At 61.7% G+C, this 13,876-nt stretch carries 12 protein-coding genes; 10 read left to right on the plus strand and 2 right to left on the minus strand.

All coding sequences use genetic code 11. The annotated features are described in order from the left end of the window. The first annotated feature begins 206 nt into the window (after positions 1-206). The 6 genes from ALTER154_RS14240 (at position 207) to ALTER154_RS14265 (ending at position 6,619) form a co-directional block, all read left to right on the plus strand. A complete protein-coding gene (locus ALTER154_RS14240; RefSeq protein WP_160087992.1) occupies positions 207-1,478 on the plus strand; it encodes an OprD family porin in 1,272 nt (423 codons plus the stop codon). 29 nt (positions 1,479-1,507) lie between these two features. Continuing rightward, entirely contained in the window at positions 1,508-2,485 is a 978-nt protein-coding gene (locus tag ALTER154_RS14245; RefSeq protein ID WP_160087994.1) for a tripartite tricarboxylate transporter substrate binding protein, read from the plus strand. Positions 2,486-2,623: 138 nt separating this feature from the next. After that, positions 2,624-3,067: a tripartite tricarboxylate transporter TctB family protein gene (locus ALTER154_RS14250; protein ID WP_160087996.1), complete on the plus strand. Its 444-nt coding sequence runs from the start codon at positions 2,624-2,626 to the stop codon at positions 3,065-3,067. A gap of 2 nt (positions 3,068-3,069) precedes the next feature. After that, on the plus strand, positions 3,070-4,578 hold the full coding sequence (locus tag ALTER154_RS14255) for a tripartite tricarboxylate transporter permease (protein WP_160087998.1): 1,509 nt from the start codon (positions 3,070-3,072) through the stop codon (positions 4,576-4,578). Beyond that, a complete protein-coding gene (locus ALTER154_RS14260) occupies positions 4,571-5,602 on the plus strand; it encodes an AbrB family transcriptional regulator (protein ID WP_256665637.1) in 1,032 nt (343 codons plus the stop codon). Before ALTER154_RS14255 ends, ALTER154_RS14260 begins: the two co-directional genes overlap by 8 nt. 147 nt (positions 5,603-5,749) lie before the next feature. Further along, positions 5,750-6,619, plus strand: a complete 870-nt coding sequence (locus ALTER154_RS14265) for a DUF6279 family lipoprotein (RefSeq protein ID WP_160088000.1) — start codon at positions 5,750-5,752, stop codon at positions 6,617-6,619. 7 nt (positions 6,620-6,626) lie between these two features. Here the strand turns inward: ALTER154_RS14265 and ung are convergent, their stop codons facing one another. Then, positions 6,627-7,319: a uracil-DNA glycosylase gene (gene ung / locus ALTER154_RS14270; protein ID WP_160088002.1), complete on the minus strand. Its 693-nt coding sequence runs from the start codon at positions 7,317-7,319 to the stop codon at positions 6,627-6,629. Between the two features lie 515 nt (positions 7,320-7,834). Between ung and ALTER154_RS14275 the strand changes: the two genes are divergently transcribed. After that, a complete protein-coding gene (locus ALTER154_RS14275) occupies positions 7,835-9,073 on the plus strand; it encodes a nitrate/nitrite transporter (protein WP_160088004.1) in 1,239 nt (412 codons plus the stop codon). 103 nt (positions 9,074-9,176) lie between these two features. On the opposite strand, the gene ALTER154_RS14280 is transcribed toward ALTER154_RS14275, so the two are convergent. Beyond that, positions 9,177-10,058: an AraC family transcriptional regulator gene (locus ALTER154_RS14280; RefSeq protein ID WP_160088006.1), complete on the minus strand. Its 882-nt coding sequence runs from the start codon at positions 10,056-10,058 to the stop codon at positions 9,177-9,179. A 137-nt stretch (positions 10,059-10,195) separates the two neighbouring features. Between ALTER154_RS14280 and ALTER154_RS14285 the strand changes: the two genes are divergently transcribed. The 3 genes from ALTER154_RS14285 to ALTER154_RS14295 all read left to right on the plus strand — a co-directional run bounded on the left by ALTER154_RS14285 (position 10,196) and on the right by ALTER154_RS14295 (position 13,864). Beyond that, positions 10,196-11,689 (plus strand): CoA-acylating methylmalonate-semialdehyde dehydrogenase, encoded by a 1,494-nt coding sequence (locus ALTER154_RS14285; protein WP_160088008.1) that lies wholly within the window; start codon positions 10,196-10,198, stop codon positions 11,687-11,689. A gap of 73 nt (positions 11,690-11,762) precedes the next feature. After that, a complete protein-coding gene (locus ALTER154_RS14290; RefSeq protein WP_160088010.1) occupies positions 11,763-12,929 on the plus strand; it encodes an isobutyryl-CoA dehydrogenase in 1,167 nt (388 codons plus the stop codon). A gap of 116 nt (positions 12,930-13,045) precedes the next feature. Further along, positions 13,046-13,864 carry an enoyl-CoA hydratase gene (locus ALTER154_RS14295; RefSeq protein ID WP_160088012.1) on the plus strand — a complete coding sequence of 273 codons (819 nt, stop codon included), beginning with the start codon at positions 13,046-13,048 and terminating at the stop codon, positions 13,862-13,864. The last annotated feature ends 12 nt before the right edge of the window (positions 13,865-13,876 follow it).

The raw sequence follows: 13,876 nt of genomic DNA on the forward strand, positions 1-13,876 counted from the left end.
GTTAGTAGCACTCCACGAACTTGTTGTTATGTGCCCAGTGTAACGGCGCAGAGGCCGCTGCGAATGCCCCAGCGACTTTCTTTCAAACTGAAAGCCTGGTGAAAGCTTGACCCCCTAGCATCGGTTTCAGGTGGCTCGATCCACCGACCTGAACGACTGACGCAGTGGTGCGCAGCCGTGACAAAAACAACAATGGAGACCACAGGATGCCGACTGCATCTCATCAGGCGCTTGCGCCTGCTCACCTGCTTAGCCTGGCAATCGCCACCGCCCTACTTGCCCCCGCTGCACACGCCGATTTTGTGGCTGACAGCAAAGCCAGCCTGACCACCACCAATATCTACCTCAATCGTGATTTCCGCGAAGGCACCAGCAGCCAGCAGAACAAGCGTGAAGAGTGGGGCCAGGGTTTCTGGCTCGACGTCCAGTCCGGCTACACCGAAGGCACCGTGGGCTTTGGCCTTGATGCCCTGGGTCTGGTTGGGGTCAAACTGGATTCCGGCGGCGGCCGCACCGGCACCGACCTGCTCCCCGTACAAGACGATGGCGGCACCCCGGACCAATTCGGTCGCCTGGGCCTGACAGCCAAGGTCAAGGTCTCCAATACCGAGCTGCGCTACGGCTCGCACGTGCCAGAGCTGCCGGTGGTCAAGGCCAGCGACAGCCGCCTGCTGCCGCAGGTGTTCGAAGGCGGCCTGCTGACCTCCAGCGAACTTGACGGTCTGACCTTTACCGGCGGGCGCCTGGATAAAGTCATCGACCGCGCCTCGACCAACTCCGAAGAGCTGATCCTCAACAGCAAGAACCGCCGCTTCGCCGCAGGTATCACGGCGGATCATCTGGACCTGATGGGCCTCGACTATGAGTTCGCCAAGGGCCTGACCGGGCGTTATTACTTCGCCGACCTCGACGACATCTACCGCCAGCATTTCTTCGGCCTGCTCGCCAGCCAACCGCTGGGCAGCGGCACCCTGAGCGCTGATGTACGGATGATGCTGAGCAAGGACAGCGGCGCCTCCAATGCCGGCAAGATCGACAACCGCGCCTTCAACGCCATGCTCACCTACGGCATCAACGGTCACAAACTGGGCCTGGGCTTTCAGGACATGAGCGGCGACACCGGTTATGCCTACATCGATGGCAGCGACCCGTTCCTGGTCAACTTCGTGCAGATCAACGACTTCGCCAACGCCGACCAGCGCTCCTGGCAGGCCCGTTATGACTACGACTTCGGCAAGCTCGGCGTTCCCGGCCTGAGCTTTATGACCCGTTACATCAAAGGCAGCGACGCGCAAATCGCTGGCACTGATGACACCGGCGGCGAGTGGGAGCGCGACATCGAGGTCAAGTACGTGGTGCAGAGCGGGCCGCTGAAAGATGTCTACGTACGCCTACGTAACGCCAGCTTCAAATCCGACTTCGCCCGCGATGCGGACGAGAACCGCGTCATCGTCGGCTACACGCTGCCGATCTGGTAATCCACAATAAGAGATCAGAGGAATACCCCATGAAAACTGCCTTTACCCGCATCGCCCTGGCCACCGCCTGTATGGCCTTTGCCGGCCAGTTGCTGGCCGCCGAACCGAAACGCCCGGAATGCATCGCCCCGGCCAAGCCCGGCGGCGGTTTCGACCTGACCTGCAAACTGGCGCAGAGCGGCCTGAAAGACAGCGGCCTGCTGAAAGCACCAATGCGCGTCACCTATATGCCCGGCGGCGTCGGCGCGGTGGCCTACAACGCGGTGATCGCCCAGCGTGCCGATGATCCGGGCACCATCACCGCGTTCTCCAGCGGATCCTTGCTCAACCTGGCGCAAGGCAAGTTCGGCCGTTACGACGAAACCGGCGTGCGCTGGCTGGCCGCAGTGGGCACCGACTACGGCGCCATCACCGTACGTGCCGACTCGCCTTACCAGAGCCTGGACGATCTGGTCCAAGCTCTGAAGAAAGACCCGACCAGCATCGTCTTCGGCGCTGGCGCCACCATCGGCGGCCAGGACTGGATGCAGACCGCGCTGATCGCCCGCCTGGCCGGGATCGACCCGAAAAACCTGCGTTACGTGGCCTTTGAAGGCGGCGGCGAAACCCTAACTGCCATGCTCGGTGGCCATGTTCAGGTCACCAGCAGCGGCCTGGGAGAAGTCACCCCGCAGTTGGCGGCGAAGAAAGTGCGCATCCTTGCCGTGCTCTCCGAAGAGCGTCTGCCAGGCAAACTGGCCGATATCCCCACAGCCAAGGAACAGGGCTACGACATCGTCTGGCCGGTAATCCGCGGCTTCTACATGGGCCCAGAGGTGACGGACGAGCAGTACAACTGGTGGAAACAGCAGTTCGACAGCCTGCTTGCCCGTGAAGACTTTGCCACCCTGCGTGAACAGCGCGACCTGCTGCCGCTGTCAGTCACTGGTGACGAGCTGAAAGCCTTGGTCTTCAAGCAAGTTGAGGAATACAAGGCGCTGGCTGGCGAGTTCGGCCTGATGCAATAACACCAGCACCACCCTCCCCCAGGCGGGAGAGGGTCGGGGTGAGGGGTGGCAGTGATAAACCGCACCACCCAAACCCCTCCCCTAACCTCCTCCCACTGGGAGCAGGCTTTAGATGCCCAAGTTCTGAGGTAATCCTCCATGTACGTTCGCCTGTTCGCCGCGAGCTGGCTGCTGTTTTGCGCCGTTCTCGCCGTCATCGCCTGGGGCTTCCAGGCACCCTTCGCCTATGACCCGGTCGGGCCGCGCGCCTACCCGTTGCTGCTGCTCAGCCTCATGTCAGCTGGCAGCCTGTGGCTGGTGATCAAGCCCGGCTTGCTGGAGCAGACGCTGAATACCCGCGCAGCCGTACGTGCGGTGCTGTGTGTACTGGCGCTGCTGGCTTACGCGCTGCTGTTCGAAGTGCTCGGCTTTGTCATCAGCACAACGCTGGCGACCTTCGCCCTTGGCCTGCTGTTCACCGGTCGCCCGCTACCCTGCGCCATCAGCGCCGTGCTGATGGGTGTGCTGCTGTATGGCCTGTTTGATTACCTGTTGGATGTGCCGCTGCCCCTCGGCCTGTTCGAAGCCTTTGTGGAGAGCTGAAAATGGAAACCCTGAATTTCTTGATGCAAGGCTTCGAAGTCGCCACGCGACCGGAAAACCTGCTGGTAGCCTTATTCGGTGCCTTTGTCGGCACCATCGTCGGCCTGTTGCCGGGCCTGGGCCCAATCAATGGCGTAGCGCTGCTGCTGCCACTGGCCTTTGCCCTCGGCCTGTCACCGGAAACCGCACTGATTCTGCTCGCTGCCGTGTACCTGGGCTGTGAGTACGGCGGGCGTATCTCGGCGATTCTGCTCAACGTACCGGGCGACGCTGCGGCGGTGATGACCACCCTCGACGGCTACCCACTCGCCCGCCAGGGCAAGGCCGGGATCGCCCTGTCGCTGTCGGCCGTCAGCTCGTTTATCGGCAGCATGATCGCCACCTGCGGCGTGGTGCTGTTCGCGCCAATCCTGGCCAACTGGGCGGTGGCCTTCGGCCCGGCCGAGTACTTTGTGCTGATGATTTTCGCCATCGCCTGCCTCGGCGGCATGGTCGGCGACAAACCGGTTAAAACCCTGATGGCTGCGTTGATCGGTCTGGCCCTGGCCACCGTTGGCGTGGACTCGACCACCGGCGTGTATCGCTTCACCTTCGGCAGCGTCAGCCTGTCGGACGGCATCCAGTTCGTCATCGTGGTAATCGGCTTCTTCAGCGTCAGTGAAGTGCTGCTGATGCTGGAAAAAACCCACAACGGCCAGAAAGCCGTGAAGGCCAGCGGCCGCCTGCTGTTCAACTTTAAAGAGTTCTGCTTCACCTTCTGGACCATGGTGCGTAGCGCCGTGGCCGGCTTTGTCATCGGCGTTCTGCCAGGTGCCGGCGCGACCATCGCCAGCGCCATGACCTATATGACGGAAAAACGCATGGCCGGCCCGAACGGCAAGTTCGGCGACGGCGACCTGCGCGGTCTGGCGGCGCCGGAAGCGGCCAACAACGCCTCGGCCTGCGGCTCGCTGATCCCCATGCTGACCCTCGGCGTACCGGGTTCCGGCACCACGGCAGTAATGATCGGCGCACTGACGCTGTACAACATCACCCCCGGCCCGCTGCTGTTCGAACAGCAGCCAGACGTGGTCTGGGGCCTGATCGCCTCGCTGTTTATCGGCAACGTGATCCTGCTGGTGATGAACATTCCACTGGTTGGCCTGTTCGCCCGCATGCTCAGCGTGCCCAACTGGGTGCTTGTGCCGGCGATCACCGTGATCAGCATGGTCGGCGTTTACGCGGTGCACAGCACCACCTTCGACCTGGTGTTGATGATCGGCCTCGGCGTATTCGGCTACATACTGCGCAAGCTGGACTTCCCGCTGTCGGCACTGATCCTCGGCTTCGTTCTAGGCGAGCTGATGGAAGACAACCTGCGCCGCGCCCTGTCGATCTCCGCCGGCGACCTGAACATCCTCTGGGGCAGTCCGATCAGCCTGTGCCTGTGGGCACTCACCGCACTGATGCTGGCCCTGCCAGGTCTGCGCTGGTGGCGTTCGCGCCGTGCGGCGCAACTGGCCAATGCCTAAGTTGCACATGCTCACCGGCTGGCAAAGCTGGTGGGCCACGCCCCTGGTCGGCTTGTCAGGCGGCTATCTGGCCAGCCTGATCGGCTGGCCTTTGCCGTGGATCATCGGCTCGCTGCTGGCAGTGATCGCCGCACGTTGTAGCGGCTGGCTGATCACCGAGCTGCCGGGCGGACGCAAGACCGGCCAGTGGCTGGTGTCCAGCGCCATCGGCCTGCATTTCACCAGTGAAGTATTCGGCCAACTGCTCAGCCACTTCGGCGTGATTCTGCTCGGCGCCCTGCTCACCCTGCTGCTCAGCCTGATCGGTATTGTCGTGCTACGCCGCGCCGGCCTGGATCGCGCCACTGCGTTCTTCGCCAGCATGCCGGGTGGTGCCAGCGAGATGGTCAACCTGGCGCAACGGCACAACGCCGAAACCGCCAAGGTGGCCGCCGCCCACAGCCTGCGATTACTGCTGGTGGTATTGCTGATTCCGGCAATCTTCACCTGGAGCCTGCCGCCCATCGCACCACCCGCACCTGCAGCGGTAAGTTGGACCTGGCTGGCGGTACTGCTGCCCGGTGGCGCGCTGCTGGCCTGGTTATGGGGACGTTTGGGTCAACCCAACCCGTGGATGCTCGGCCCGCTGACTGTCTGCGCCGTAGCCAGTGTCAGCTTCGATCTGCACCTGGGCTTGCCCGATGGCCTCGGCCAGACCGGTCAATGGCTGATCGGCTGCGCCCTGGGTTGTCACTTCGACCGACACTTCTTTCGCAGCGCACCGGGGTTTCTCGCGCGCATTCTGCTGTTCTGCCTGCTCGCTATGCTCGCGGCCGCCGCGTTGGGCCAAGGTCTGGGCTGGCTGGCCGGGGAAAACCAGAATGCACTGATGCTCGGCATGATGCCCGGCGGCATTACCGAGCTGTGCCTGACCGCAGAAGCCCTGCACCTCTCGGTGGCATTGGTCACGGCCCTGCAGGTGCTGCGGCTGTTTCTGGTGATGTTTCTCGCCGAGCCGTTATTCAGGCTCTGGCAACGCAGCTGATGCGATTACAACGACCACGTTTAGCCCGCCTAGCGCGGGCTCTTTTTTGCCTGCAAAACAGCAGTTTTTGTTTAACAGATATGTCTGTAGCCACCCAGCCGCAGGCGACGGCGGTACTCTCAGGCCCTCACCATCGAGGCATCCTTTATGAGCGTACTGCGTTGGCCCGCCGTGAAAACCCTGCTGCTGTTGATCTGCCTGAGCCTGCTGATTAGCGCCTGCAGCCGTGCCGGCCTGGCGTACCGCAACCTGGATTGGCTGGTGCCCTGGCGGCTGAACGATTACCTGAACCTCGACAGTCAGCAGCAGGCCTGGCTCAAACCCCGCTTGCAAACGCACCTGCAATGGCATTGCAGCGCCGAATTGCCGCGCTATATCGACTGGCTGCAAACCACCGAAAGCATCCTCGCCCAGCCGCAACCCGACAGCGCTCAGCTGCTTGAGCAATTTGCCCAGTTCGATGCCGCGCTCAACCGCATCGGCGTCGAGATCACCCCCACCGCCATCGAGTTGCTGCAGGGCCTGAGCGAACAGCAGGTCCGCGAGCTTTACGCCGCGATGGATGAAGACAACCTGGAAGATCGCCAGGACTTTCTCGATCCGCCGCTGGCCACCCAGATCAGCGAACGCCAAACGCGTATGCAGGAACGCCTGCGGCCTTGGCTCGGCCGCCTGAACACTGCACAAACTGAGCATATCGCCACCTGGGCCAACAGCCTCGGTGAGCAGAACCGCCTGTGGCTGGAAAATCGGCAACTGTGGCAGGTCGAACTGCGCAAGGTGGTCGCCGAACGCGATAGCGCAGACTTCGCCGAACGAGTAACCCGCCTGCTGCAGCAACGCGAGAGCTTCTACAGCGACGAGTACCGCGCCAGTTATGGCCGCTCACGCCAGGCGCTGGCCACGCTGTTCAGCCAGCTGTTGAGCAACAGCGATGAAGCACAGCGCGAGCGCTTGAGTCACCGCTTGCGCGACCTGCGCCGCGATCTGGCAGAACAGCAATGCGACGCGGCTTAACCGGCTATTAAGCGGCAGGTAAGCGCCAATCAATCGGGCTCAGTTGATGCTGCTGGAGGAACTTGTTGGTGCGGCTGAAATGGCCGTTGCCGATAAAGCCACGGTGCGCCGACAGCGGCGAAGGGTGCACGGATTTCAGCACCAGGTGCTTGCTGACATCGATCAGCTTTTCCTTGCTCTGCGCATGGGCGCCCCAGAGCAGAAACACCAGGCGTTCCTGCTGCTGGCTGACCACCTCGATCACCTTGTCGGTAAAGGTCTGCCAGCCGATCTTGGCGTGGGAACCGGCGATGCCATGCTCCACCGTCAATGAAGTGTTAAGCAGCAGCACGCCCTGCTCCGCCCAATGCTGCAGGTTGCCGTGGCCGGGAATATCGATATTCAGGTCGCGCTTGAGCTCTTTATAGATATTCACCAGCGACGGCGGCGTCTTCACCCCTGGCTGCACCGAGAAGCACAGACCATGGGCCTGCCCAGGGCCGTGGTAAGGATCCTGGCCGATAATCACCACTTTGGTCTGCGCCAACGGCGTGGAATTCAGCGCATTGAAGATCAGCGAGCCAGGCGGATAAATCTGCTTGCCTGCGGCCTTCTCACTGCGCAGAAAATCCCCCAGCTCACGCATATAGGGCTTCTCGAACTCTGCATGCAGCGCGGCCTTCCAGCCGGCTTCGAGTTTGACGTTATCGGCGGCGCTCATGCCTGATTCCTGCTTAATCCAACGAAGACGGCACGCTAAGGAAGGCGGCTAGGCAAGTCAAGGCGAGCGCGTGGAGCAACCCGTAAGCACACCATCTTCATACCGTCGCTAAAAACCGACCTACCGGAACGCAGGAGACTGGCCACGATCGACGCGTCCCAAACCGTGGCTTACCCCTACGGCTTAAAACGGCCGCACGGCATGAAGTGCTTACGACAATTGAACAGCGCTTAGGACGTTTTCTGATCGGCAAAAAGCCAAAGACATGGCGTTATAGAACATATTTAGGACGCTTTTATCAGTCGTCCGAACTGCCCGCTCAGTAGAGTCACCTGCAGCAGCGTACTGAAAAATCAGTACCGCTGGCGCTGCTTGATCAATAGCCCCCTAACGCTGACTTAAAGATGGACGCACAGCCAGGTGCAGTACATCCGTGGATAGGTGTGCCTCAATCACGTCGTGCTGCAACCCGCGCCTGAGTGCTAACAATCCCAACCACCCACAGGGTGCAGACCATGCGTTTGAATGCTGCGATTGTCGTGTTGCTAACCAGCCTGGTCGCCGCGACCTATGGTTTCGGGATTTACCTGTTTGCTCAGCTCGTACCGGACATGCAGGCCTCCCTGGGCTTCGATTTCTCCTATGTAGGCAGTATCACCGCTTCGGCGCAGCTGGGCTTTCTACTCTGTGCCTTGCTGGCTGTCTGGCTGACACCGAAGATCGGTGGCGGCTGGTTGATCGTGGCCTCCGGGGCGTTGTGTGCACTGGCGTTACTGCTGATTCCACTGTCAAACAACATCCTGGTGATCGGTGCATTACTGACCCTGTTGGCGGGTACAGCAGCGACGGTGTTTGTACCGATGGTCGATGTCATCTCTAGGGTCACGGCCTACCGCTACCGGGGGTTGGCCATGGGCCTGGTATCCAGCGGAACCAGTTATGGGGTGGCGATCAACAGCCTGCTGGTGCCGCTGTATGCCGCACCAGGTGAATGGCGCAGCGTGTGGTGGTGGATGGGGTTACTCACCGTGGCCATGGCACTGCTCGTTCTGGTGGTTTTCAAGAAAGGCGGTTTGCTCAGCACAACCTCGCAGCCGGTTGTAGCGCCCATAGCCATTGAGTTGACAATGCCCAGCAAGCGCTCAGCGCTGATACAACCCTGGGTGCTGCTGATCTGGTCGATGAATTTCTTGATCGGGTTTGCCACCTTTCCGTTCCAAACCTACCTCTCGTCCTACCTGCGCACGGAACTGGGTTTTGACGTGCAATACAGCGCACAGGTCTGGGCCGTGATCGGCTTCGTTGGCATGTTTGCAGGGCTGGCAGTCGGTTGGCTCTCCGACCGTACGGGGCTGCGCGCCGCCATGTTGCTGGTCTACGGCTGTGTGGTAACGGCGGCACTGATATTCGTTGTAAGTCCCTCAGGGTATTGGCCCTTAGTCGCAGCGGCGCTGTTCTCTACGGCCTTCTATCCCATTTTCGGCCTTATCCCCGCTTACGTTTCCAAACTGGCATCGTCCAGCGCCATGGCGGTATCCATATTTGGCGTTGCCAACGTGATGCAAGGCTCTGGCGGCATGCTCGGCAATTACGGCGCAGGGCTACTGGCCAATTACAGCGGCAGCTTTGCTGGGGTATATGCAACCATTGGCTGTGTGGGTGCAGTGCTCATCATCCTGACCCTAAAGCTGCCCACAGAAGCCCCCGCGGCTGTATCAGCCGGGTCAGGCGTAAACCAACCGACTGCACGTTAGCGACTTGCCAATAAACGGCAATCTATCGGTTCGCACTAAGCGTTGATATTTCAGACCCAGCCCTTGGCCGGAAAGCAGCCGCCTGCCCCCTAAAACGTCTGACTTATCCCTGATGCAGCGCCCGGTAATGACTGGGTGCCATGCCCACCACTTTGCGAAACAGCCGCGAGAAGTAATACACATCGTCATAACCCAGCTGCTCGGCCACCTGGCGGATGCCCTGCTCGCCTTCATCGAGCAGGCGGCAGGCGTGGGCCATTTTCAGCTGGATAAAGTCCTGAATCGGCGCATGCCCAGTCAGGGCGCGATAGGTTTTGGCGAAGTGAAAACGCGACAGTTTGAACTGCGCGGCCAGCTCATCGAGGTTGAGCGCGTCATGCAGGTGGGCGCGCATCACCGCCTGTACCGCATCCACATCGAGCACCCGCCCGGATTTCAGGGTGGTGCGTGCCGGCAACACCGCCAGAGAAGTCAGCAGCACCTGCAACTGGTGCGCGGCATGAACGAAATGCGCCAGATTCAAGCCCTGCTTGCGCAGGTTGAGCAAGGCATCGAACTCAGCCAACAAGCGCGGCTGCACGCCGATACGCCACAGCGGCCCCTTGCCCAAGGGCTTGAGAAACTCTGTCACCAGATCGCCGTCGAAATGCACCCAGTACAGCGTCCAGGGCTTGTCCACGTCCGCGCCATAGCCATGCATCACGCCTTTCGGCAACAGCAACAAATCGCCACCACTGACAGCTAATCGTCCATCCGCTGTCTCCAACCAGCCCTGCCCGGCACGGCAGTAGATCAGCAGGTGATCCTCCGGATGCGGGCGATGCATACGGTGCCCCTGCGCCTGCGGGTAAAAGCCGAGAGCCAGTGGATAACAGCCCTGCGCAAGCGGGCTGCGCGCCAACAGGCGGCGCAACCTGGGCGGTGTGATAAAGCGCACGCCGTTGGCCGGCAGTGGCCAGTTGGAGGTATCGACCTGCACGCTCATGGACATCCTGGCCATTGATTCAAACCCAAGATAGTCCATCTGTAGACCAAGATCGTCAATCCACAAAGCCGAGCAAGGCGGCTATAACATGGACAAAACAACAATCGAGCCCATCCTGAGGTTCGCCGGAGGAACGCATGGCCAAGGCAATCCCACAGTTGATCGACGGTGAATGGCGCGAAAGCCGCGCCCGCGAATTTATCGAAGTCACCGACCCGGCGACCCAGGAAGTTCTGGCGCTGGCACCCAAGGCCACCGCCGAGGAAATCGAAGCGGCGATTGCCAGTGCCAAGGCAGCCTTTCTCACCTGGCGCGAAGTGCCAGTCTCCGACCGTGCACGGGTGATGCTGCGTTACCAGCATCTGCTCAAGGAACACCATGACGAGCTGGCGGAAATTCTCGCTGGCGAAACCGGCAAGACTCTGGCCGACGCCAAGGGCGATGTCTGGCGCGGCATCGAGGTGGTCGAGCAGGCCTGCAATATCGCCAGCCTGATGATGGGCGAGACCATGGAGAACGTAGCCCGCGACATCGATACCGCCAGCTGGATTCAGCCACTCGGTGTGTGCGTGGGCGTTACCCCGTTCAACTTCCCGGCGATGATTCCGCTGTGGATGTTTCCCCTGGCCATCGCCGCCGGCAATACCTTTATTCTCAAGCCGTCCGAGCAAGACCCATTGACCCCTAACCGCCTGGCCGAGCTGTTTATCGAAGCCGGCGCGCCCAAGGGCGTATTGCAAGTGCTGCACGGCGCGCGCGAGGTGGTCGACAGCCTGCTCACTCACCCGGATATCCGTGCGATTTCCTTCGTCGGCTCGGTGCCAGTCGGCCAGCATATCTACCGCACCGGCACCGCTCACCTGAAGCGCGTGCAGGCCTTTGCCGGGGCGAAGAACCATATGGTGATCATGCCCGACGCCAACAAGCAGCAGGTGCTGAGCAACCTGGTCGGCGCCAGTTGCGGCGCGGCCGGGCAGCGTTGCATGGCGATCAGCGTGGCGGTGTTTGTCGGCGAATCGAAGCAGTGGATCGACGAGTTGCAGGCGCAGATGGCCGACCTGCAACCCGGCTACTGGACCGATGGCCACGCCGCCTTCGGCCCGCTGATCAGCCAGCAGGCCAAGCAACGCGTGCTGCGCCTGATCGCCGAAGGTAAAGCGGAAGGTGCCGAATGCCTGCTGGACGGCTCGCACTGCGCGGTCGAGGGCTACCCCAACGGCAACTGGATCGGCGCCACGCTGTTTCGCGGCGTGACAACCAAGATGAGCCTGTACCGCGAAGAGATTTTCGGCCCGGTGCTGGTGTGCATGGAAGTCGATACGCTTGAGGAAGCCATCGAACTGGTCAACGCCAGCCCCTACGGCAACGGCACCTCGATCTTCACCCGCTCCGGCGGCGCGGCGCGGCATTATCAGCACGCAGTGGAAGTCGGCCAGGTCGGCATCAACGTACCGGTACCGGTGCCGCTGCCGTTCTTCTCTTTTACCGGCTGGAAGGGTTCGTTCTACGGCGACCTGCACGCCTACGGCAAACAGGGCGTGCGCTTCTTCACCGAAACCAAAACGGTCACCAGCCGCTGGTTCGATGAGGACTCCGTAGCAGGCGCAAATATGACTATTCAACTCAAGTAACCGAACGCCAGGCTAATCACGAGTTGGCCTGGCCTTAACTGCCGGGGATTACCCATCCCGCTAAGGATCACCAATGGATTTCGAACTCAGCGATGAACAACGCCTGCTGGTAGAAAGCGCCCGCCAGTTTGCCAGCCGTGAACTGGCCCCGCATGCCGCCGACTGGGACCGCGACCACCACTTCCCGGTGGATGTGATCAAGCGTGCCGCCGAACAGGGTTACCTGGCCCTTTATATAAATGAAGAGGATGGCGGGCTCGGCCTATCCCGCCTGTCCGCTTCGCTGATTTTTGAACAGCTGTCGGCCGGCTGCATTGCCACCACGGCGTTTCTGACCATCCACAATATGGCCTCGTGGATGCTCGCCTCTTTCGCCGACCAAACGCTGAAGGATGCCTGGCTGCCGCGCCTGGTCAGCGGCGAATTGCTGGCCTCCTACTGCCTCACTGAGCCGGACGCCGGCTCCGACGCCGCGCACCTGCGCACCCGCGCCAAGCGTGATGGCGACGACTACGTACTAGACGGCAGCAAGTGCTTTATCTCCGGCGCCGGCTCCACCGATGTGCTGATCGTGATGGCGCGCACCGGCGACGAAAGCGGCGCCAAGGGTGTGTCCTGCTTCCTGGTGCCGGCCGATGCACCCGGCGTGAAGTACGGACGCAATGAATTGAAGATGGGCTGGCGCGCCCAGCCTACTCGCACGATTACCTTCGAAGGCGTGCGTATCCCCGCCGGTAATCGCATCGGCCCAGAAGGCCAGGGCTTCGTCTACGCGATGAAGGGCCTGGATGGCGGGCGCATCAATATCGCCAGCTGCTCGCTGGGCGCTGCACAAGCGGCGCTGGAGCAATCGCTGCGTTATGTGGAAGAACGTAAACAGTTCGGCAAGCCGCTAAGCGACTTCCAGTCTCTGCAATTCAAGCTGGCCGACATGCTCACCGATCTGACCGCCAGCCGGCAGATGGTGCGCCTCGCCGCGCACAAGCTGGACCACGGCCACAGCGAAGCCAGCCTGTATTGCGCCATGGCCAAGCGTTTTGCCACTGATCACTGCTTCACCCTGTGCAACGAAGCCCTGCAATTGCACGGCGGCTACGGTTACCTCAACGACTACCCGCTGGAGCGCTGGGTGCGCGACAGCCGCGTGCACCAGATACTCGAGGGCACCAACGAAATCATGCGAGTAATCATCGCCCGCCGCCTGCTGGATCAGGGCGGCATGCTTGATCGCTTGCTGTAGCTTTTAATTCCCTCTCCCCTCGGGGAGAGGGTTAGGGAGAGGGTCGGCGTCGCCCGAGGCCCTCTCCCCCGGCCCCTCTCCCAAAGGGCGAGGGGAGCAACCTGACGAGGACCGTTATGAGCAACGCCATCGAAGCCTACAACCCCGGCGTGTTTGACCTGACCCACAAGCTCACCGTGGAAAAGCACGGCCATACCGCGCTGATCACCATCAACCAGCCACCGGCCAACACCTGGGACCGCGACTCGCTGATCGGCCTCAAGCTGCTGGTTGAACACCTCAACCGCGACGATGACATCTACGCCCTAGTGATTACCGGCCAGGGTGGCAAGTTCTTCAGCGCCGGCGCCGACCTCAAGCTGTTTGCCGATGGCGATAAGGCCCGTGCCCGCGAGATGGCCCGGCGTTTCGGCGAAGCCTTCGAGGCGCTGCGTGATTTCCGCGGCGTATCGATTGCCGCGATCAACGGCTACGCCATGGGCGGCGGCCTGGAATGCGCGCTGGCCTGCGATATCCGCATCGCCGAACGCCAGGCGCAGATGGCCCTACCGGAAGCCACGGTCGGCCTGCTGCCCTGCGCCGGCGGCACCCAGCACCTGAGCTGGTTGATCGGTGAAGGCTGGGCCAAACGCATGATCCTCTGCGGCGAGCGGGTGGATGCAGACACCGCCCAGCGCATCGGCCTGGTCGAGCAAGTGGTCGATACTGGCGAAGCCCGTGGTCATGCCCTGCTGCTGGCGGCCAAAGTCGCGCGGCAAAGCCCGGTGGCCGTGCGCACCATCAAGCCGCTGATCCAGGGCGCCCGCGAGCGCAGCCCGAATACCTGGCTGAGTGAGGAGCGCGAGCGTTTTGTCGACCTGTTCGACGCCGACGACACCCGCGAAGGGGTCAACGCCTTCCTGGAAAAACGCGACCCGCAGTGGCGCAATAAATAATCCGCAGGGTGA

The organism is Pseudomonas sp. 9AZ, from assembly GCF_902506525.1.
Lineage (GTDB): Bacteria > Pseudomonadota > Gammaproteobacteria > Pseudomonadales > Pseudomonadaceae > Aquipseudomonas > Aquipseudomonas peli.